Source organism: Vibrio sp. YT-16 (assembly GCF_033337405.1).
Classification (GTDB): domain Bacteria; phylum Pseudomonadota; class Gammaproteobacteria; order Enterobacterales; family Vibrionaceae; genus Vibrio; species Vibrio alginolyticus.
Genome location: NZ_JAWOQQ010000007.1, coordinates 37059 through 54864, shown reverse-complemented (window position 1 = coordinate 54864; position 17806 = coordinate 37059). Strand labels below are relative to the sequence as shown.

20 protein-coding genes are annotated in these 17806 nt (G+C 44.9%); 5 read left to right on the top strand and 15 right to left on the bottom strand.

Annotated elements, in window-relative coordinates:
• Positions 1–18: 18 nt before the first annotated feature.
• From R7F07_RS13430 to R7F07_RS13415, 4 genes are read right to left on the bottom strand one after another with little or no spacing between them, the layout of a single operon-like run.
• On the bottom strand, positions 19–1089 hold the full coding sequence (locus R7F07_RS13430) for an AI-2E family transporter (protein WP_054576814.1): 1071 nt from the start codon (positions 1087–1089) through the stop codon (positions 19–21).
• 45 nt (positions 1090–1134) lie between these two features.
• Positions 1135–1461 carry a hypothetical protein gene (locus R7F07_RS13425; protein WP_005379200.1) on the bottom strand — a complete coding sequence of 109 codons (327 nt, stop codon included), beginning with the start codon at positions 1459–1461 and terminating at the stop codon, positions 1135–1137.
• Complete coding sequence (locus R7F07_RS13420; RefSeq protein ID WP_047103713.1) at positions 1451–1963, bottom strand: phage holin family protein; 513 nt, start codon at positions 1961–1963, stop codon at positions 1451–1453. Before R7F07_RS13420 ends, R7F07_RS13425 begins: the two co-directional genes overlap by 11 nt.
• A gap of 48 nt (positions 1964–2011) precedes the next feature.
• Complete coding sequence (locus tag R7F07_RS13415; RefSeq protein WP_005379196.1) at positions 2012–2260, bottom strand: hypothetical protein; 249 nt, start codon at positions 2258–2260, stop codon at positions 2012–2014.
• Positions 2261–2620: 360 nt separating this feature from the next.
• On the opposite strand from R7F07_RS13415, the gene R7F07_RS13410 reads away from it, so the two are divergent.
• Positions 2621–3058: a DUF2383 domain-containing protein gene (locus R7F07_RS13410; protein ID WP_005379194.1), complete on the top strand. Its 438-nt coding sequence runs from the start codon at positions 2621–2623 to the stop codon at positions 3056–3058.
• A 148-nt stretch (positions 3059–3206) separates the two neighbouring features.
• Positions 3207–3605 carry a hypothetical protein gene (locus tag R7F07_RS13405; protein WP_005379193.1) on the top strand — a complete coding sequence of 133 codons (399 nt, stop codon included), beginning with the start codon at positions 3207–3209 and terminating at the stop codon, positions 3603–3605.
• Positions 3606–3810: 205 nt separating this feature from the next.
• Here R7F07_RS13405 and R7F07_RS13400 read toward each other — a convergent pair whose 3' ends face one another.
• From R7F07_RS13400 to R7F07_RS13380, 5 genes are all read right to left on the bottom strand, one after another.
• The gene (locus tag R7F07_RS13400; RefSeq protein ID WP_042522591.1) at positions 3811–5475 is read right to left on the bottom strand and encodes a diacylglycerol kinase family protein; all 1665 of its coding nucleotides are present in this window, start codon (positions 5473–5475) and stop codon (positions 3811–3813) included.
• Between the two features lie 144 nt (positions 5476–5619).
• Positions 5620–6051, bottom strand: coding sequence for a hemerythrin domain-containing protein (locus R7F07_RS13395; protein WP_005379185.1), 432 nt, complete (start codon positions 6049–6051; stop codon positions 5620–5622).
• A gap of 104 nt (positions 6052–6155) precedes the next feature.
• The gene (locus tag R7F07_RS13390) at positions 6156–6353 is read right to left on the bottom strand and encodes a hypothetical protein (protein WP_005379178.1); all 198 of its coding nucleotides are present in this window, start codon (positions 6351–6353) and stop codon (positions 6156–6158) included.
• Between the two features lie 12 nt (positions 6354–6365).
• Entirely contained in the window at positions 6366–6539 is a 174-nt protein-coding gene (locus R7F07_RS13385; protein ID WP_213877217.1) for a DUF1328 family protein, read from the bottom strand.
• 45 nt (positions 6540–6584) lie between these two features.
• Positions 6585–7136, bottom strand: a complete 552-nt coding sequence (locus R7F07_RS13380) for a BON domain-containing protein (RefSeq protein ID WP_047103707.1) — start codon at positions 7134–7136, stop codon at positions 6585–6587.
• 436 nt (positions 7137–7572) lie between these two features.
• On the opposite strand from R7F07_RS13380, the gene R7F07_RS13375 reads away from it, so the two are divergent.
• Positions 7573–8916 carry a sigma-54 interaction domain-containing protein gene (locus R7F07_RS13375; RefSeq protein WP_005382945.1) on the top strand — a complete coding sequence of 448 codons (1344 nt, stop codon included), beginning with the start codon at positions 7573–7575 and terminating at the stop codon, positions 8914–8916.
• 93 nt (positions 8917–9009) lie between these two features.
• Here R7F07_RS13375 and R7F07_RS13370 read toward each other — a convergent pair whose 3' ends face one another.
• The 3 genes from R7F07_RS13370 to ftnA all read right to left on the bottom strand — a co-directional run bounded on the left by R7F07_RS13370 (position 9010) and on the right by ftnA (position 11325).
• Positions 9010–10203, bottom strand: a complete 1194-nt coding sequence (locus tag R7F07_RS13370; protein ID WP_318110522.1) for an NAD(P)/FAD-dependent oxidoreductase — start codon at positions 10201–10203, stop codon at positions 9010–9012.
• Positions 10204–10382: 179 nt separating this feature from the next.
• Positions 10383–10706: a universal stress protein UspB gene (gene uspB, locus R7F07_RS13365; protein ID WP_005379169.1), complete on the bottom strand. Its 324-nt coding sequence runs from the start codon at positions 10704–10706 to the stop codon at positions 10383–10385.
• A 91-nt stretch (positions 10707–10797) separates the two neighbouring features.
• Positions 10798–11325 carry a non-heme ferritin gene (gene ftnA / locus R7F07_RS13360; protein ID WP_005379167.1) on the bottom strand — a complete coding sequence of 176 codons (528 nt, stop codon included), beginning with the start codon at positions 11323–11325 and terminating at the stop codon, positions 10798–10800.
• A 282-nt stretch (positions 11326–11607) separates the two neighbouring features.
• On the opposite strand from ftnA, the gene uspA reads away from it, so the two are divergent.
• Complete coding sequence (gene uspA / locus R7F07_RS13355; protein WP_005379165.1) at positions 11608–12033, top strand: universal stress protein UspA; 426 nt, start codon at positions 11608–11610, stop codon at positions 12031–12033.
• A gap of 64 nt (positions 12034–12097) precedes the next feature.
• Complete coding sequence (locus R7F07_RS13350) at positions 12098–12976, top strand: carboxylate/amino acid/amine transporter (RefSeq protein WP_017635030.1); 879 nt, start codon at positions 12098–12100, stop codon at positions 12974–12976.
• Between the two features lie 69 nt (positions 12977–13045).
• On the opposite strand, the gene R7F07_RS13345 is transcribed toward R7F07_RS13350, so the two are convergent.
• From R7F07_RS13345 to R7F07_RS13335, 3 genes are all read right to left on the bottom strand, one after another.
• Positions 13046–13618 (bottom strand): hypothetical protein, encoded by a 573-nt coding sequence (locus tag R7F07_RS13345; protein WP_318110521.1) that lies wholly within the window; start codon positions 13616–13618, stop codon positions 13046–13048.
• A 186-nt stretch (positions 13619–13804) separates the two neighbouring features.
• Positions 13805–14584 (bottom strand): class I SAM-dependent methyltransferase, encoded by a 780-nt coding sequence (locus R7F07_RS13340; RefSeq protein WP_005379162.1) that lies wholly within the window; start codon positions 14582–14584, stop codon positions 13805–13807.
• Positions 14585–14673: 89 nt separating this feature from the next.
• A complete protein-coding gene (locus R7F07_RS13335; RefSeq protein ID WP_064353510.1) occupies positions 14674–17799 on the bottom strand; it encodes an EAL domain-containing protein in 3126 nt (1041 codons plus the stop codon).
• Between the last annotated feature and the right edge of the window lie 7 nt (positions 17800–17806).

The window sequence follows — 17806 nt, the reverse complement described above, 5'->3', positions numbered from 1 at the left end:
ACCAGCTTGCTCCTCAAGTCACTCTCGCGGTGCCACGTCCGCGGAGGTGATTTGCTTTGCTTGATTTTGGGCTGATTGGCACAGCTCTAGGCGATCAACCAAAATATTGATACAAACCAGCAACGGCACACCGATCAATAGTCCCATTCCGCCCCAAAGCCAGCCCCAAAAAACAAGCCAAACAAAAATCACTAATGGGTTTAAATTAAACCTTTTCCCCAATAGTGTTGGTGTAACAAACTGACTTTCAATCAAATTGAGCAGTAAATAGATAGACACAACCGTCAGCATAAAACTGACCGACTCCAACTGAAGATAAGCAACAAAGCCAAAGCTCATCATGGATATGACAGGGCCGAGGTACGGCGCAAAATTCATCACGCCTGCAAATGCGCCCCATAGAAATGGATCTTCAAGGCCTAGAACAAAAAACACGGCCCCGACACTCAACCCCAGCCCAGCATTCACTAAAGTGATGGTGCCAATGTATCGAGATAGGTCTTTCTGTAGCGCTTTGACCAACTCAATCGCTTGGCGCTGTTTGGCGAACCCATGTAAGTAAGACACTGACTTTCGAAATAAGCTTCGTCCATGATTGAGCATAAAGTAAACCATAAACAGCACGATCATCGCTTGTGTCAAAATCGTCGGCGTAGTGGTCGCGAGCGTTTTTACCAAAGAAAATACGGTGTTGTTCCCGACCTCATCCATACTCATATCGTTGGCGATATTCAATGGAGTATTAAGGTGATCAGCCGAAGCTTTAGTAACTTCGCTTACTTCTTGCGACACATTTTTCACGATACTGGGCAGCTCAGACCACCATTGCTTGGCGGGCTCCGACATGGCGGCAAGACCAATAATTGAAGCGCCAACGAGGAATGACAGCGTCAACACGACGGTAATAGCACGTGGTAAGCCTTTGTCTTCAAGATAATTAATGAAAGGACTGCACAGCAGAGAAATAAAGGTGCTAAGCACAATAGGTAACAATATTGGCTTGGCAAAATACAGCCCTGGGACGAGTAACAGGACGAGAAGCGTTGCACCAATCGCAGTGTTGGCAGGAATGTTCAATTTCGCTGTCATAATAAGCTCAGAATCGGTAAGAAAATTTTGCGGTGAAATCCGCTATTAGAGTGGTTCGCCCTCTGTCGTCGCAGCGTTGCTTACTTGTGTTGCTGCATTTCCATTTTGCTCCGCATCTGACTCATCCAGAGAAGCTGCCGCGACCGGCTTTGTGAGCGAATCGGTAATATCAGACACGCTGCTAACCAATAGCCCCATTGACGAAATAGAAGAAGTCAGTCGAGACAATCGACCTGCTTTTGCTGCGGTAACGGCAACGACAGCACTAATGCCTAATGTCGTCCAAGGGTTTTCTCTCACAAACTTCTTGGTGGTAAACGTGAACATTTCCATCGACAAACAGCATTGCTCTAGAGACGCTTTACCTTCCATCCGCTTGATCCGCATGGCTCGATTGAGCTTTTGTAGCGAGCGCATCCCACCCCTCCTGTAATTGTTCTGTCGTATTTTTGAATCCAAGAAATCCAACTAAACGCTTCTGCCACCAGGCTAAAGCAAATAATGCCAAGCCTAATGATGTGATAAATACACCCACGGCAACATACACGTTGGCAGTTAACTGATAAGCCACCACCCCAGAGGCAAGGCACAAACTGAATACGAACAATACCGACAATAGGGTAAAAACAACGGTACACAGCAAAATCTGACGCACTGCGGACACGTTAACTTTCATCTCCAAGAGGAACAAATCCAACGTTGAACCTGACCATGCTTTTAGCGATGTCGTCAGTTGGTCCAATTGCGCAAGAATGCTGCTCAAACCATTAATGGTTTGTTGGATATCCTGTTCTTCTGCCCCATCAGGGGCTCGGCCGCTGTCTGAAGCCGCCGAGCCTGATTGCTGATTGGTAACTTGCCCTGAGTTATTCATGTGAAGCCTCGCCTTTCTGTTGTGTGGCTTAATCCTTGGTGACCACTATTATTTGATCAGCTTCGAAACCGCCCAACCAGCAAGGAAGGCGCAGCCTATGCTCAGCAATGGGCGCTCCTTGATTACATTTTCTGCCGACTTAGTCGCCTGCTGAACTTGCTGCGCACCGACATCCAGCTTCTCTTTGGCTTGGTCTTTCATCGCGCCAACGGCTTCCGTCGTGGCTTGTTCCGCTAAGTGATATGCTTCTTCTAACTGCTCTTGAGGTTTTACTGTGCTTTCTTTTGTAGTAGCCATAACTAGCCTCCATTAATGAGTTGAATAGTGAATCAAGTGAAACAATGTTTGACCTCACTTACTCCCTACAAAGCCATATCCATGCCAGAATTTTAAGTTGTTGTTTTTTATTGATTTTATTTTTATTTCGATAAAAAGCCGTATCTGTACGTGTAATTCTTTCCAGGCTTTCCCCGCCATTCTTGTAATTTTTTCTTAGCGCCTTACCGACTGTTAGCAATTTATTGCAAAACAAGACATTAAGTCACTGATTAATAAGACTTAAAACTCATTGGCATACAACCTGCAATTGAAGATGAACATCGTGTTTGTATTCCATACGCTCAAACACCCCTATCACCAGTAAATAAGGAGTGGCATATGAAAAATGAAAACATCGCCTCAATCATTGAGCTTATCGAAAGCGGAAATGAAATTTACAACAAGGCCATCGAGAACATCGACAACACTTCTTTGAATAATGTGTTGGTAGAACTGCTCAGAGTACGTGAGCGTGCAGTCATTGAGCTCACTCCCTACTCTCTAGCAAGTAACAATGAAGAATCTGCCGACGACACTCCGGTTTCCTACACCATCAAGGCGCGTGAGGTCTACAGCGACGTGATGAAGGAAGTGTCCTCTGACAAAGAGTCTATGTATTTAGAACAGCTTGAAGGTGTCGAAAGCAAGGTACTCAAAGAGATTGAGAATTTGATTACTTCCCACCCAGAGCAGGCGGATAACTCGGTTCTGCTGAAAGTTCGTAGCGATATAAAAAGCTGCAAAGAAAAACTCAGCAGCATCAGCCTTATTAGCTAAAACTTGGTGGTCGCCTTTGCAATAAAGCTCGGTATTGATCAAAGAAATGGCCAACTTGCTTTGGCCATTTCTGACAAGCCCACAGGCGCATTAACATAACCATCACGAGAAATGTCCCACGACAATAGTCATAAATAAAGAGGTCACTATGACATTGGATAACAATCGAGTAAGGGAGCTACTCGTAAAAATGACACACCATCGCCAAACGTGTTTGCCTCTCGTTAACCCGCAATCACATATGACACTCGCAAGAGCGGCATATCGATTCGTGAAAATAGAAAAAGTGATGATCAAAAAGATGGCGAAGCTGTTCTTCGATCAAGATGGTGAACAATTCATTGCAGAAAATGCCACCGAATACGGCGTTGCCGAGTTAGGCAATTACAAAGAAATGCATTTTATGAATAAATTACTGTTAGATGATTTAAAAGCCCTGCTTAGAGCCATTGACGACACCAACTTAACCGCACTTGTTTCTTATTGGTTAGCTGCTTTACAAGTTGAAAACGATGAAATTGAAAAGCACTTACCTCAGGGTGAGTAATTATACTCGCCCTTCTTTCTTTCACTTTGTTTAACCCTCATCCCCAATCAACCTAGTAAAAGGTGCAGATAGAAAAAAGCCGCTGCATCTACTACGCAGCGACCTTGATAGCCTTTTTACGACGCACACCAAATCATCAAACAACACAGAAAAAGCGCCATGTAGAATACGAAGCAAATGGCGCGTTATCCGCGGATTATCTGTGTTAAAGCGAAGCTGATTTACGTCTCTGGCTTGGAACAAATACGTTCAATGACTTTGGACGCAGCTTGATTGCCAGTTGCTCATCAGAATACAGTTCACCATCAATCACATACTCAATCGGTTTATTCGCAGAAATAGTGACGCTCTGAGCCGTCGCGTATTGAAAATGTGTCGATTCTTCCTGTGCGCCTACGCTCGTTAATGTCAGATCCGACAATGCGATAAGACGTCCGCCTAAAGACTCGGTGTTATCTAAATATGTGATATGCAGCTTGCCATCATCAGGCTGCGGCGCATCACCACCTTGGGCAAGCAACGTACTAAATGGAGCGATATTCGCAACGACAAAACTATGGACTTCAAGCGTTTGTGTATTATTGTCGTGGTTTCCATCTTCAGTTGGATCGTCTAACGAAACGGTTAAAGCTTGCGTTTCTTCCGCCACTACAGCATTAAAAAAGCCGGTGAGGTAAGCGAGTTGTCCAAAAACATTTTTCTCTTCTCGCTGAGCGTGCTCGATCATTTTCTGTTCTAGCCCAATGCCTAAGACCAATAAAATAAGCCGCTGATTACATTCCGCAGTATCAATACGTTGGCAGTGTCCGCCAAGCAACGCTTCACACGCTTTTTCGACCGGTGAGAATTTTGCGCCAACGCCATAGAGCACATGACATAACGCATTGGCAGTTCCGAGCGGAACAATACCGAGTTTTAGGTCGGTATCCACCAATTGGCTCGCCACCTCTGTTACTGTGCCATCGCCACCAGCTACGATGATTTGCTTAGCTCCATTTTCTTTTGCCTGTTGTGTTAGCTGCTCGGCGCTGAGGTTTGTGGTGGTTTGATGAATACTCAAGCGATATTTTTTGGTTAGTTCACGAATCAAGTGCTGTTCGTTTTCCTCCCATTTTCCGCCACCTGCAACAGGGTTAACCACCATCCAAGTGGATTGATCCAGCCCTAGCACGCCTTTTTCACTGATCGCTCGTAACGTTCTAATCTGTAATTTATTCAATCTCGCGGTACTGCGTACGTCATTGATTTTTTTCATCACGGATTCAACCGTCAGTGACGGGTCTTTGCTTAATAAATACGCCGCCACAACAAACACTGAACGACCACGCCCTAACGCACAATGCACAACCACTGCCCGCGAGCACGAGATTTGAGTATCAATCCAGTTAATCGCATGGCGCAGGCGCTCTAGCGTTGGGGCTTTGTGGTCGAGTACCGGAATCGAAAGGTAATGAAACTGCTTGTCGGTCATCGCGCTTTCAAGGCCTGCAAATTCTGCGGTGACATCGACAATACAAGAGATCTCATTGGATTCGAGAAAATCTAAGTCACTCTGAAACAAACGGCGAGATAGGTATAAATTGTCGCTGACTTTTTGGATTGGAGGTACAGTATCACGCCGTCTTTCCCAGGCGTTATACGCTCTAGCCCCCAATAAAAATGGGATGAATGCCCAGCGAATCCACCTGACAATCTTGCCATCTTGGTTTTTTCTAAAAATAGAGGGAATGTCGAATACGTAGGCTACGCTGACCAACGCTAAAGAAAGAGATATCCACAAGAACAGCAGACTAACGATAATTTGAGGCGTATAGATAGCGGCCAATAAACTGATCAGAGCGCCAAGAATATAATATTTGATGATAAACATTCGCTCTCCTTGCCTTCAGCGAGTGCACTTTTTAGTGGAAGTTAGAATACGCGGGGGATTGAGCTTGGATACATGAACTTGAGTAAACGCCTTGATTGAGTGCCTTCCCGTGCCGAAATGGCACGAAAAGGTCCAACACTCTACCTAGCTTGCCATCTCTTCAACATAACCATCCGCTAGTTTCATTTTCTGCTTATCGGTCATTACCTTACCGGCTAACTGGAAGAAACGCTGCTCTTCTTCCTCAAGATGGTGCAACACTTTGTGACGCAAGGTTTTCATTAGGTTGAGCCACGCTGGCGAGCTCATATCGGTTGCATCAAGCTGTGCAATCACTTTATCAATTTCATGATGCTCTGCGATGCCATGGCGAGTGAGATCAATGGTCTTATCGCTATCTATTAAAGGCGCGTAGAAAAATCGCTCTTCTGCCGCTGCGTGCTGTTCGAGTTCCTCTTTAAGGTTGTGGTAAAACTCTTCACGAGCGGGGGAATCTCCAGACGTTTCCATCAGAGCATCGAGTAAAAGGCGCTGCTTTTCATGACTCTCTTTCAGTACATCAAATATGTTTTTCATCTTTGACTCCTTATCTGATTGTAAACAATTGGGACAAAAGGAAGGGCGGTGATTGACCGCCCCTCTCTTACATAGCTATGCGTAAAAAACCTAACCTGATTCGGCTAACAGTCTTGGTCTTCAGCGTTTAGATTTTCTTTAATGTTTTCACATTCATCTTCAATCGCATTTTGGGTTTCTTCGGCGGCTTCATCTATCTTTTTGCCGGCCTGTTCCATTGGCCCTTCTTCACTACAAGCTGCCAACGCAAACACCAAACCGAATACTGCGGCGATACGGTAAATAAATGACGTAAGTCGCATGGAATCTCCTATCTATTTACGTTTTTTTCTTCCCAGCAGAACAATCACTATTGATACAATTAATGACAATAGGAATAGGTAAAATATCACTTGCGCGATAGAGGCAGCAGCTCCTGCAATACCGGTAAAGCCTAATAGTGCAGAAATTAGTGCCAGTGCCAGAAAAATAAACATCCAACGAACCATAGTGTTACCTCCTAATAAAAGTGGGTTAAATCACTCGGCTCGCTATTATTGAACCACTTCTAGCTTATCAATCACCTTATTTACGTCATTGGTGTTATTTGCAATTGAAATTGCAAGATCATGCTCCGCATCTGAATTAACTTTACCTGCCAACGTTACCGTTTTGTGTTCTGTCGTTACATCAATATCCGTGCCACTCACATTGGTATCCATTAGTAGGCGCGTTTTAACTATAGTCGTGATTTTAGAATCGGTCAGTGTAGCTAAAGCTTCTGAATCAGTTTCTTTCTTGCCTTCATTCACTACTGACAATTCGTTGTTTACTTTTTTCACACCATCAAGACCAGTAACAAGCTCTTCGGCAAGTGATTTTTCAAGATCATTGTTTACCGAACCAGAAAGGGTAACGACCTGATTCTCAACATCGGTATTGATATCAAAAGAGTTGAGATTGCTGTTTAGCAGTAGCGTGGTTTCAGCTTTACCATCTAGCCAAGCGTCCATGGATTCTTTTTCCCATTTATCACTCGCTAAGACTGCTGTAGATGAAGTAGCAAGAACTGACGTAAGTACAATTTTAGCTGCGATGTTATTCATGGTAATTCTCCTTTATTGACGTTGCACTTCCCTAGGAGCAAACCATGTGCCAACTTTATAACTTATTGTTTTTAATTAACTAATAAAGAAAAGAGGTAAAAATGAGATGAGCAATAAAGTATAAGCATGAATTATTTACACGTAAAAAATGTAATTTTTAATCGGTGATAAAGCCTCCGTCACTTGTGCCGAAATAACCTGATAAAACAGAAAGGCTATTTCTCCAGAATCAATTAATAGCAAAATTATTATTTAAAAAATAAAAATCTGAACAAAAGGAAATATCTACTGATGGCTCTCACCGATATATATCAAAAAGGGGCTAACAACATAAAAATACCGAACAAATCCTTAAATCTATGCTGACAATATTTTGTCTTGTGAAGTGAGAATAATCCACGTACATTGTTTCTGTCATAGTAAAGAGGACATTTCTATGTCGATGCCAAGCCTGTTTCTAAGAATACAAGATCCATCACTTAAAAATGCCATCGCTTCTTGCCAGGAACTGAACAAATTTCGTCTGCATGACATCGATGCCGCAGACCAATGGATTGAAGATTTCCTACAACTCAAACCGGAAGTTGCGATTGTTGAAGTCGCCCACTTTACTAGTGCAGATTATCAACGTCTTTCTAATATCGAAGACATCTACGATATGGACTTGATCATCATTAGCTCAGGCGCTCCAAACGAGAACTTGGATAAGCTGATGAACTTGGGTGCTATTTTTCATTACAGAAAGCCCGTTGATATTGCCATTCTGACGGACACCCTGAGCGAAGTCAGCCAATACTATCAACACAAACAAGATCAAGGGCGTAAAGTGTCCACCAGCGATCTTGACCAATTTGGTCTTTTGGTCGGCTCTTCCTCTCCGATGCATCAGCTCTATCGTATGATCAGGCGCGTTGCTAAAACAGAAGCCAACGTCCTTATTGTCGGTGAAAGTGGATCAGGCAAAGAACTGGTGGCGCAGACCATCCACTTAGCGAGTGAGCGTAAACAACAGCCCTTTATAGCGATTAACTGTGGTGCCATTAGCCCTGAATTGGTTGATAGTGAACTGTTTGGCCATGAGAAAGGCGCTTTTACCGGAGCAAATAAAACTCACCAAGGTGTATTTAAGCAGGCAGAGGGCGGCACCCTATTTTTAGATGAAATCACCGAGATGCCTATCGAGCATCAAGTGAAGCTATTGCGGGTGCTAGAAACCGGAGAGTATCGCCCAGTTGGCAGTAATACAGTTCATATCGCTAATACTCGCATCATTGCTGCTACAAACCGTGATCCTAAAATCGCCATTGAGGAGCAGTTCCTGCGTGAAGATCTGTTTTTCCGGTTATCGCATTTCCCATTAACGATACCGCCACTGCGAGAGCGAGGCGGTGATATCGTCGGTCTGGCCAAGCACTTTATTGCGCACCGCAACGCCAATGAGGCAAAAACCAAAACGATTCTTGACTCTGCGATCCAAAAAATCGCTGCACACGACTGGCCAGGTAATGTCCGTGAGCTCAAACACACGATCGAGCGTGCATTTATTTTGGCTGATGACACCATCCGAGATGAACACCTGATCTTCGACACACCACCATTGGAAACAGGCACCAGCATCGAAGACCTTGTTCCGGCGGGCGTTTCGCTAGAAGAGCTAGAAAAAGCCGCCATTCTCAATACCCTTGAAGAGAATCAAGGCAATAAAACGGAATCAGCGCAGGAGTTAGGCATTAGCGTGAAAACGCTCTATAACAAACTCGAAAAGTATCAAGACGAGTAACTCGCTATGGGAATACAAAAAGAGCACTGACTTTTATTCAGTGCTCTTTTTGTATCTTATCTTTTATGCAGTTAGGCTGCGTTTGGTGTTTGATTAAACCCACTGCCCCGCAACAAAGCCGCTCGACCAGCACCACTGAAAATTGTAGCCCCCTAGCCAACCAGTCACATCCATCACTTCACCAATAAAATAAAGCCCTTTAATGTCTTTGCATTCCATGGTTTTCGAGGATAAGTGATCAGTATCGACACCGCCGAGTGTCACTTCCGCGGTTCGGTAGCCTTCAGTGCCATTCGGGGCGATATCCCAATGCTCTAGACGCTCCACAATCGCCGCAAGCTCCTTTTGATTGAACTGTTTTAGCGGTTTATCGACTAGCTCTTTATGTTCAATTAAGACTTCAACCAGACGCTTAGGCAGCACTTTGGCAAGCGTATTCTTGAGTGACTGATTTGGATGCTTCTCACGACTGCGTTCTAATAACTCAGCAACATCATCGTTTGGCACAAGATTGATCAACACCTTTTGTCCGGCCCGCCAGAATGAAGAAATCTGTAACACTGCTGGACCAGATAACCCACGATGTGTGAACAACAGGGCTTCTTTGAACATGGTGCCATCTTCAGCCGTAATTTCCGCAGGTACCGCGATACCAGATAACTCAGCAAAGTCTTCTTTGTCTTCTTTATGCAGAGTAAATGGTACAAGACCTGCCGTGGTTGGGATAACTCGAAGACCAAATTGTTCCGCGACTTTATAACCAAATGGTGTCGCTCCCAGTTTTGGCATCGACAAGCCACCTGTTGCGATAACTAAAGACTCACATTCGACAATCTCAGTGCCAGCATGCAAACGAAAGCCTTCATCAATTTTTTCAATCGAATGAACATCGCATTGGTAACGCTGCTCGATGTTCGGCATGTCACACTCAGCTAACAACATCTTCACGATATCTTTGGCCGTAAATGCATCGACACAAAACAACTGGCCGTGATCACGCTCTTCGAACTCAATGCCATGTTTACACACCATCGAGATAAAATCCCAGTTAGTGTATTGGGAGAGCGCCGACTTAACAAAGTGCGGGTTTTGACACAAATAGTGATTAGCTGAAACGTCGTAGTTAGTGAAGTTACAACGACCACCGCCCGAGATAAGGATTTTACGTCCTGGCTTTTTAGCATGATCGAGCACCAAAACACGGCGGCCTCGCTTGCCTGCTTCTGCAGCACACATTAAACCTGCTGCGCCTGCGCCAATTACAACAACATCAAATTTCTTACTCATCGGTAGCTCTTAGACTGATTGGTATCGAATCAAAATAAAAAAGGATGTGCACATTGCACATCCTTGCTTTCTAGGCGCGACATTCTACCGACAAATACCGAAAGGGAAAAGCGCTTAAACTCTAAGCGCTCTGTATGTCCGCAAAATCTCAGACAGAACAACTTCTGGATTATTGACTCTTAGAGAATGAAGGCCGCAAGTAGCGTCACGCCGAGCAACGCGGTCGATAGAACAAACAATTCACGCACTCTTTCACACTTACCAGTAAAAATTTCATCGTGGTGATGATGATATTCTTTACTTTTAATGTAGTGATACAACCTCACCTGCTTGGTGACATTTCCATGAGTGGTAAAAAAACCATTACCATCAACTTGCTGATATAACAGCGGATGCGCTTCACGCATGATATAAATTAGAGAACGAAGAGCGGTGAGATACCGGACCATATTAACTCCAGTTACCACCATTAGCGCAAATAAGATTGTGTCTCCACTGATCATCTTTTCCTCCCTACATCTTCAACAATGCTCAAGAGAAAAAGACGACCAAGACTTCGTCTTTACCCGCTACTTACAACGTCCCAAAACGCGTTTACGCAGCTGGAGCATCCATGATTGAAGATGAACCTTCTTTCGCCATTTGTGCTAGATCTTTGTCGATGAAGAACAACGCTTTACCGTCTTCACCTACCAGTTCGATCTTATCTAAAATCCCTTTAAACAACTTCTCTTCTTCGTGCTGTTCTGACACGTACCACTGTAGGAAGTTAAACGTTGAGTAGTCTTGGCTAGTAAATGCAACGTGCGCCAGTTTGTTGATTTTTTCCGTGATCATTTGCTCATGTTCAAATGTCTCGCGGAAAACGTCACCTAGGCTCGCAAAGTCATGCTTTGGCGCATCAATAGCGCCTAAGATTGGCATTGAGCCAGTTTCACTCACGTAAGTGAATAGGCGTTGCATGTGCTCCATTTCTTCTACGGCGTGAGCGCGTAAAAATTCAGCCGCACCTTCAAAACCTTTGTCTTCACACCAAGCACTCATTTGTAAGTATAGATTGGATGAGAAAAATTCTAGGTTAATTTGCTCATTCAATTGTTCGACCATAGTTTGAGACAGCATGTTAACTCCTATTATTGTGCATGCAATATACCCAAGTAACCTCGAAATAAGTGACGCTGCGAGAATAGCTTGGTCTGGCAGACACGGCGAAGTTTCACTTCAATTCTAGTCAATAACACTACGCTTATTTCAGCATATCAAAGTCACTTGGGTATAACGCCACTATAACATGATTACTGAGACAAGACTTTGTACCTACGGCACCGATATGAGATCACTTCAGCAAATTTTTTTTGGGGTTGGTGCTAATCTAAAACTATGACCTTACAAGGAGATAGCAATATGAGTTACAAACACATACTTGTGGCAGTCGACCTTTCAGACGACAGTAAAGTGTTGATTAAGAAAGCCGTATCACTGGCTAAACCTCTGGATGCGAAAGTCTCTTTTATTCACATCGACGTGAACTACGCAGAACTCTACACCGGGCTTATCGATATCAATATGGCAGAAGCGCAACATCAAGCAATGGAAGCATCGCGCACACAATTGGCAAACTTCGCTGAATATGCGCAATACCCAATTGCCCATACTTTAGTCGGTAGTGGCGATTTGAGTAATGAGCTGTGCGATACCATTCAAGATTACAGTATTGATTTGGTGGTTTGTGGTCATCACCAAGATTTCTGGAGCAAGATTCTATCTTCGACTCGACAGCTGATTAACTGCTCACCAGTCGATATGCTGGTCGTACCGCTAAAAGACTGATTGGCGCAGCGATAAAACTTGGTTAGACTGCGGGCACATTTGTTGTTGATAAAGATTCTCATCCATGGCTTATCTATCCGCAGTTACCCTACTTTGGGCATTCTCATTTAGCCTGATCGGCGTTTACCTCGCCGGTCAGGTTGATTCTTGGTTCTCGGTGTTCATGCGCGTGGCACTGGCGAGCCTGGTTTTCATTCCCTTTTTGAAATTCCGTGGCGTTAGCAAACCCCTGATCGCGAAACTGATGACCGTCGGTGGCTTCCAGCTCGGCTTGATGTATTGCTTCTACTACCAATCTTTTTTGCTCCTTTCCGTGCCAGAAGTATTGCTGTTCACCGTATTCACACCCATTTACGTCACGCTAATCTATGACTTCTTGAAAGGTCGCTTTTCACCTTGGTACTTAGTTACCGCTGCAATAGCCGTATTTGGTGCCGCCTGGATTAAATTTGCAGGCATTAATGAAGATTTCCTACTGGGCTTTTTGGTCGTACAAGGAGCAAACCTCTGCTTTGCCATCGGTCAGGTGGGCTACAAATATATCATGGAGAGTGAACCCGTCGATTTGCCACAACACACCGTGTTTGGCTACTTCTACTTAGGTGCACTTTGTGTAGCAACCGTGGCTTTCGCGCTCATGGGTAACCTCGACAAACTACCTACCACTGCAACACAATGGGGCATTCTGACATACCTTGGGTTGATTGCTTCTGGTTTTGGTTACTTTGCTTGGAACAAAGGCGCGACTATGGTGAACGCAGGTGCACTGGCAGTAATGAACAATGCATTGGTTCCGGCGGGCTTGATTGTAAACATTGTGATTTGGAACCGCGATGTTGATGTCATGCGACTCGCCATTGGCGGTGCGATCATCATGCTATCCCTATGGATTAACGAAACCTGGGTGAAAAAGCGCGTAGAGATGAGCTACGCCAATAAGTAACGCAGCTAATCCTATAAACATTTCGACAATAAAAAACGCTCTCCGACTGGAGAGCGTTTTTTTATTTGATTAATGCACTTTGGCTTGTGAGATTGCGTTCATCAAAGCATTAGGTGGCGTTGGCAGCAACACTTCTAGTTTCGCATTACGCGCTTCCAGTTTACGCTGACGCTTAAGTAACTTTTGTTGTTTTTTCGCCACTTTTAGCAACTTCTTTTGCTGCTTATAGTGCTTTTTCAGTGCTTTTTTCGCTTTCTTGAGCGATTTTTTATCCGCTAAATCAAACCATACTGGTGCGTCGGCTCTTACTGGCTCCGGAGATTTTTCGGCTTGTTTTTTCTCTTTCACACGCTCAACAACACGCCTCACAATCGCGGCTTTTTCGTTGCTTTGTTTAGTGATCACTGGAATCGCTTGTGCTGGCAGAGCTTCAACCAATAAGCCACATGCTTGTTGCTCACTCAATGGCTTGTCTTGGCATTTTTGTGGAGGAATTGCGGCTGGCTTACAAAGGGTATCTTTGGCCGATGAAGAGCGTGCGCAAGAACGACAAACGAATTTTGGTGCGACAACTAAACGATGGATATCACCAAGTTCTGCCGCGATCTGTTTGCGACTCATTTTACATAAACGTTTAGCCATTCTACTACTCCAGCTTCCCAGTTATCGACCGCATCACAACAAGTGAAATAATAATAATTCTTAGTTAGATATACAGTCAGGGAAGGGAATTAGCAAGAGAAAACTATCAATAGAGACGAGGAAAGAGAGGCTGAGTCACAGCACGACACACCGTACTGTGACAAGAAAAGTTGAGCCGTCAGGAAGTTATGCCATCGATGCTTTAACATAGACATCGAAGCGATTTTTTTTCGTTTCAATCGCCATGGTCGGTTTTTTCTCGTTCAGCCAGTTAGCATAATCTGGGCGTTTAACTACTACACGCTTTGTGGCTAACGCCATGGCTGGTTCTAGTAAGCCATCGGCGTCCAAATCGGCGCCAACCAACGATTGGAAAACGCGCATTTCTTTTTTCACGAGCGCCGACTTCTTTTTATTTTCTGGGTGCGGATACATCGGGTCAAGATACACCACATCTGGCTGGACAAAGTCTTTATCTTGCGCCAATTGTTCCAGCGCATCATGGCTAGAGGCATGGATTAGCGACATGCGCTCAGATACCCAGGTGCCGATTTCTGGGTCTTGTTTCGCTCGATCCAAGCCATCATCTAACAAAGCCGCTACGACTGGATGACGCTCGACCATCTGCACTTTACAACCTAGCGAGGCGAGCACAAACGCATCACGACCAAGACCTGCCGTGCCGTCTAACACGGTTGGCGTTGCCCCTTTGTTCAACCCCGCCGCTTTCGCAATTGCTTGGCCTTTACCACCACCGAACTTGCGACGATGACCTACCGCACCACCAATCAAATCCACAAAGATTGCACCCAGCTTTGGCTCATCCACTTTACGTAGCTCCAAACGCTCGGTGGTTAGCACCAAAGCAAAATCGCTATCGTCAGTGTGTGAGAGCTGCCAACGCGCAGCGAGTTCATCAAGATGAGATTGTTGAGACGGGTTTTCACAGATCAATTGCAGTTGCAAAAGGAGGCTCCAATAAAAATCGAGGTAACTGGCGCTGAGTGTATACCTAAGTTACCTATTAATGCTAGGTTGAGCTTGCTACGCAGAGGTTATACAGCCATCAGTTGCTCCACTAGCTCAGAAAGCGGCTTAGGATGGCCAATACCGTAGCCTTGGCCGTAGTCCACACCGAGGTCTATCAAATGCTGCATGACCTGGTCATTTTCGACAAACTCCGCCACCGTCACTTTGCCGAGCTGTTTCGCCAAGTCATTGATTGAACGAACCATCACGCGGTCCATTTCATTTACGTTGATATCTTGCACGAAAAGACCATCAATTTTCACGATATCGACAGGAAGTTTCTTTAAGTAACCAAATGAAGACAATCCAGACCCGAAATCATCCAATGCAATCATGCAACCCAAAGCCTTTAGCTTGGTAAACAGCTCAATGGCTTGATCCAGATTACTCATCGCTGCTGTCTCGGTGATTTCTAAGCAGATTTTTTCACACGGCAGAGTCGAACTTTCCAATCGATCCAATAAGAAGTCAATAAACTCTTGATTCCCCATAGATTGGCCTGAAAGGTTTATCGAACAGCGACCAAGCTGTTCAACCACCTCAGGACGCTGTTCAAACCACTCTAGCGTTTGAGTAATAACCTGCTTATCAATCCAATGGGCAATGTTGTAGCGCTCGGAAGCAGGGATAAACAGCGCAGGAGAAACATAATCACCGTACCCATTGCGAATACGCACCAAAATCTCAAAATACATTTGAGTCTCGTGCTTTTGTAAGCTTTTTATCGGTTGAGCAAACAGTTCTAAACGTTGATTCGACAATGCCTCATGCACCAAATTGACGCTCTGCATTTCCATCTGACGACGCTGCAACTCTTCGTTATCTAAGCTGAATAGATTATAGCGGTTACGGCCTTGCTCTTTAGCGGCGTGACAAGCAGAGTCTGCTTGAGCGTGCACCATTTGTGGCGTATCAGCGGTATGATCGATGATACGGATACCAATTGAGCAACTGATGAACAGGCGTGTGTCTTCCCAAATAAAGAGGTGTTCGCTTAGTGTCGAGATGATCAGTTTGGCAATATTGATGGCGCCATATTCGTCACAGTCTTTGAGTAACACCGCAAACTCATCGCCTCCCATTCGAGCCAAGATGGAATTGTACGGCAGAACGCCTTCCAGCATACTTGCGCAGAATTGAATCGCCGCATCACCTGCATCATGCCCAACCGTATCATTGAGGACTTTTAGTTGATCTAAGTCGAGGTACAACATGGCGTGGACTCGACGATGGCTGTCCACTTCGCACAGTGCGGTCTTAAGCTCTAGTTCAAAGTGGTTTCTGTTGTAAGTCCCCGTCAGTAAGTCATAGCGAGCTTGGTATTCCAATTTCTCGGAAAGCAGTTTGGTTTCGGTAATATCTTCGCCCACAATCAGCAGTTGCTCAGATTCACTCAGCGGACGAATATTCTCGCGCACCCAAACACGATGACCATTTGCATGACGATACTCGACTTCACGTCGCCAAACACCATGCACTTGCTGGTTGGGTTGCAATAACACTTGGCGAGGGAACAGCACTTTGTCATCAAAATAGAACTCCCTCAGGCGATGTCCGAGCATGTCCATCGGTTTGTAGCCAAGAAGTAGTTGAGCAAATCGATTCACTTCTTGAATTCGGTTATTACTATCAAGCGTCACCATCATCACGGGCTGCTGCTCATAATAGTTGCGTAGGGTTGACTCACGTTGGTAGAGCTTGTCCTCCATCAATTTACGACTGGTAATATCGCGCGCTTCAAACAAGTATTGCTTATGATTCCCTACTTGCTGAGAAAAAGGCTTGAGCGAAACTTCTAACACCAATGCGCCGTGTTCTTTACTCCAAATTTCAGCTTCAAACGTCGACACTTGATGGTGAGGCGCGTGGAAATACTCCTCAAGCAACGCTTGTGCTTTTTCACTCCAGTTGGGGTGAAACCAAAGTGGTCGGTCTAAACGCAGTCCTTGGTGATAAAGTAAGGATTGAAGGTGATCGTTGCCCGATTTAAGCACACCGTTGGCATCCAAAATGCCCATATACTGCATGCTCTGATCGAAAATCGATTCTAGAATAGCCTGGCTTTCTCGCGCAGCGCTCTCACTTCGACGCATCCGCTGTAAATAATAACCCATCAGCAAAATGACCACCGACATCACCACAAACAGGCTACCAAACAGGCGAATTTCCTTGGCAAAACGTTCAGAAAGCTTCATTGGCTTATTAAAAAATACCGCAGAAACCTCTTGTTCAGCCCCCAATCCCCAACGCGCTACCGCTTGGTAATCGAGCTTTATTTCAGAATCACTTTTTTTCACGGCAGGCAGAGGCTGATCAGGGTTATCCAAAACGAACTCAAGCATCTCTGCGCTCTCAATACCATGCCGATAACCACTTTGAATAACCCCTCCAACTGCGCCATGACCCAAACCAATGTCATGCACCATAAACAGCGGCGCGTTTGAGACTTTGTTGACACCAACCCAGTCACGCTCGCTGCCAACCATACCTTGTTTATCTCGGTAATAGGTCCAGAACAAGACGACTTTATCGGAACTCAGTTTTGCGACTTGTTGTTTTAGATCGATGATACTGTCTGGGACAACTTGTACGATTTTGTCTCGATATTGCGGGAACTTGAGGACAAAATTGTCGATTTGATAACGCAACACCTCACCGGTCACCGAGTGGTCACTGACGATGAGAACTTGTGTGTAGTTCGGATGTAAGCGCTCAATAAGAGCGAGATTCGCTTCCAAATCGACATCTTCCATGACTCCGGTTGCATTCAGAGAACGATGTAAAGAAGGATGGTAGTTATTAATGCCGTTAAATATAACTGGGGTGTCTTTGATGATTGGGGCTAAACGCTGCATGAGTTCAAGCGCATTGTTATCGCTCACTAAAATGGCATCGAATCGCTCTTTGCGTAACTTCGTAAGATATAAGGATTTTAGTTGTGCAAAAAACTGCTCACTCTGGTTACGTTTCGAGTCTAGATAGAGCACACGCATGTCCAGCGCTCGATCGCCCAGCTGTTGCTCGATGCCTCGCTGTATGGAGTCCGTCCAGAAAAAACCCTGATGATAGGAGTGCACGACCAACACCTTCGGATCTGAGGCCGTAGCAAACGCGCTCCAACATAGCGCGGCAATAACCAGAAAACGCTGCACATTATCT

What these genes read in the sequence shown, in the direction of transcription:
- R7F07_RS13430 (WP_054576814.1), bottom strand. Translation starts at nt 1,089, where the DNA reads ATGACAGCGAAATTGAACATTCCTGCCAACACTGCGATTGGTGCAACG.
- R7F07_RS13425 (WP_005379200.1), bottom strand. Translation starts at nt 1,461, where the DNA reads ATGGAAGGTAAAGCGTCTCTAGAGCAATGCTGTTTGTCGATGGAAATG.
- R7F07_RS13420 (WP_047103713.1), bottom strand. Translation starts at nt 1,963, where the DNA reads ATGAATAACTCAGGGCAAGTTACCAATCAGCAATCAGGCTCGGCGGCT.
- R7F07_RS13415 (WP_005379196.1), bottom strand. Translation starts at nt 2,260, where the DNA reads ATGGCTACTACAAAAGAAAGCACAGTAAAACCTCAAGAGCAGTTAGAA.
- R7F07_RS13410 (WP_005379194.1), top strand. Translation starts at nt 2,621, where the DNA reads ATGAAAAATGAAAACATCGCCTCAATCATTGAGCTTATCGAAAGCGGA.
- R7F07_RS13405 (WP_005379193.1), top strand. Translation starts at nt 3,207, where the DNA reads ATGACATTGGATAACAATCGAGTAAGGGAGCTACTCGTAAAAATGACA.
- R7F07_RS13400 (WP_042522591.1), bottom strand. Translation starts at nt 5,475, where the DNA reads ATGTTTATCATCAAATATTATATTCTTGGCGCTCTGATCAGTTTATTG.
- R7F07_RS13395 (WP_005379185.1), bottom strand. Translation starts at nt 6,051, where the DNA reads ATGAAAAACATATTTGATGTACTGAAAGAGAGTCATGAAAAGCAGCGC.
- R7F07_RS13390 (WP_005379178.1), bottom strand. Translation starts at nt 6,353, where the DNA reads ATGCGACTTACGTCATTTATTTACCGTATCGCCGCAGTATTCGGTTTG.
- R7F07_RS13385 (WP_213877217.1), bottom strand. Translation starts at nt 6,539, where the DNA reads ATGGTTCGTTGGATGTTTATTTTTCTGGCACTGGCACTAATTTCTGCA.
- R7F07_RS13380 (WP_047103707.1), bottom strand. Translation starts at nt 7,136, where the DNA reads ATGAATAACATCGCAGCTAAAATTGTACTTACGTCAGTTCTTGCTACT.
- R7F07_RS13375 (WP_005382945.1), top strand. Translation starts at nt 7,573, where the DNA reads ATGTCGATGCCAAGCCTGTTTCTAAGAATACAAGATCCATCACTTAAA.
- R7F07_RS13370 (WP_318110522.1), bottom strand. Translation starts at nt 10,203, where the DNA reads ATGAGTAAGAAATTTGATGTTGTTGTAATTGGCGCAGGCGCAGCAGGT.
- uspB (WP_005379169.1), bottom strand. Translation starts at nt 10,706, where the DNA reads ATGATCAGTGGAGACACAATCTTATTTGCGCTAATGGTGGTAACTGGA.
- ftnA (WP_005379167.1), bottom strand. Translation starts at nt 11,325, where the DNA reads ATGCTGTCTCAAACTATGGTCGAACAATTGAATGAGCAAATTAACCTA.
- uspA (WP_005379165.1), top strand. Translation starts at nt 11,608, where the DNA reads ATGAGTTACAAACACATACTTGTGGCAGTCGACCTTTCAGACGACAGT.
- R7F07_RS13350 (WP_017635030.1), top strand. Translation starts at nt 12,098, where the DNA reads ATGGCTTATCTATCCGCAGTTACCCTACTTTGGGCATTCTCATTTAGC.
- R7F07_RS13345 (WP_318110521.1), bottom strand. Translation starts at nt 13,618, where the DNA reads ATGGCTAAACGTTTATGTAAAATGAGTCGCAAACAGATCGCGGCAGAA.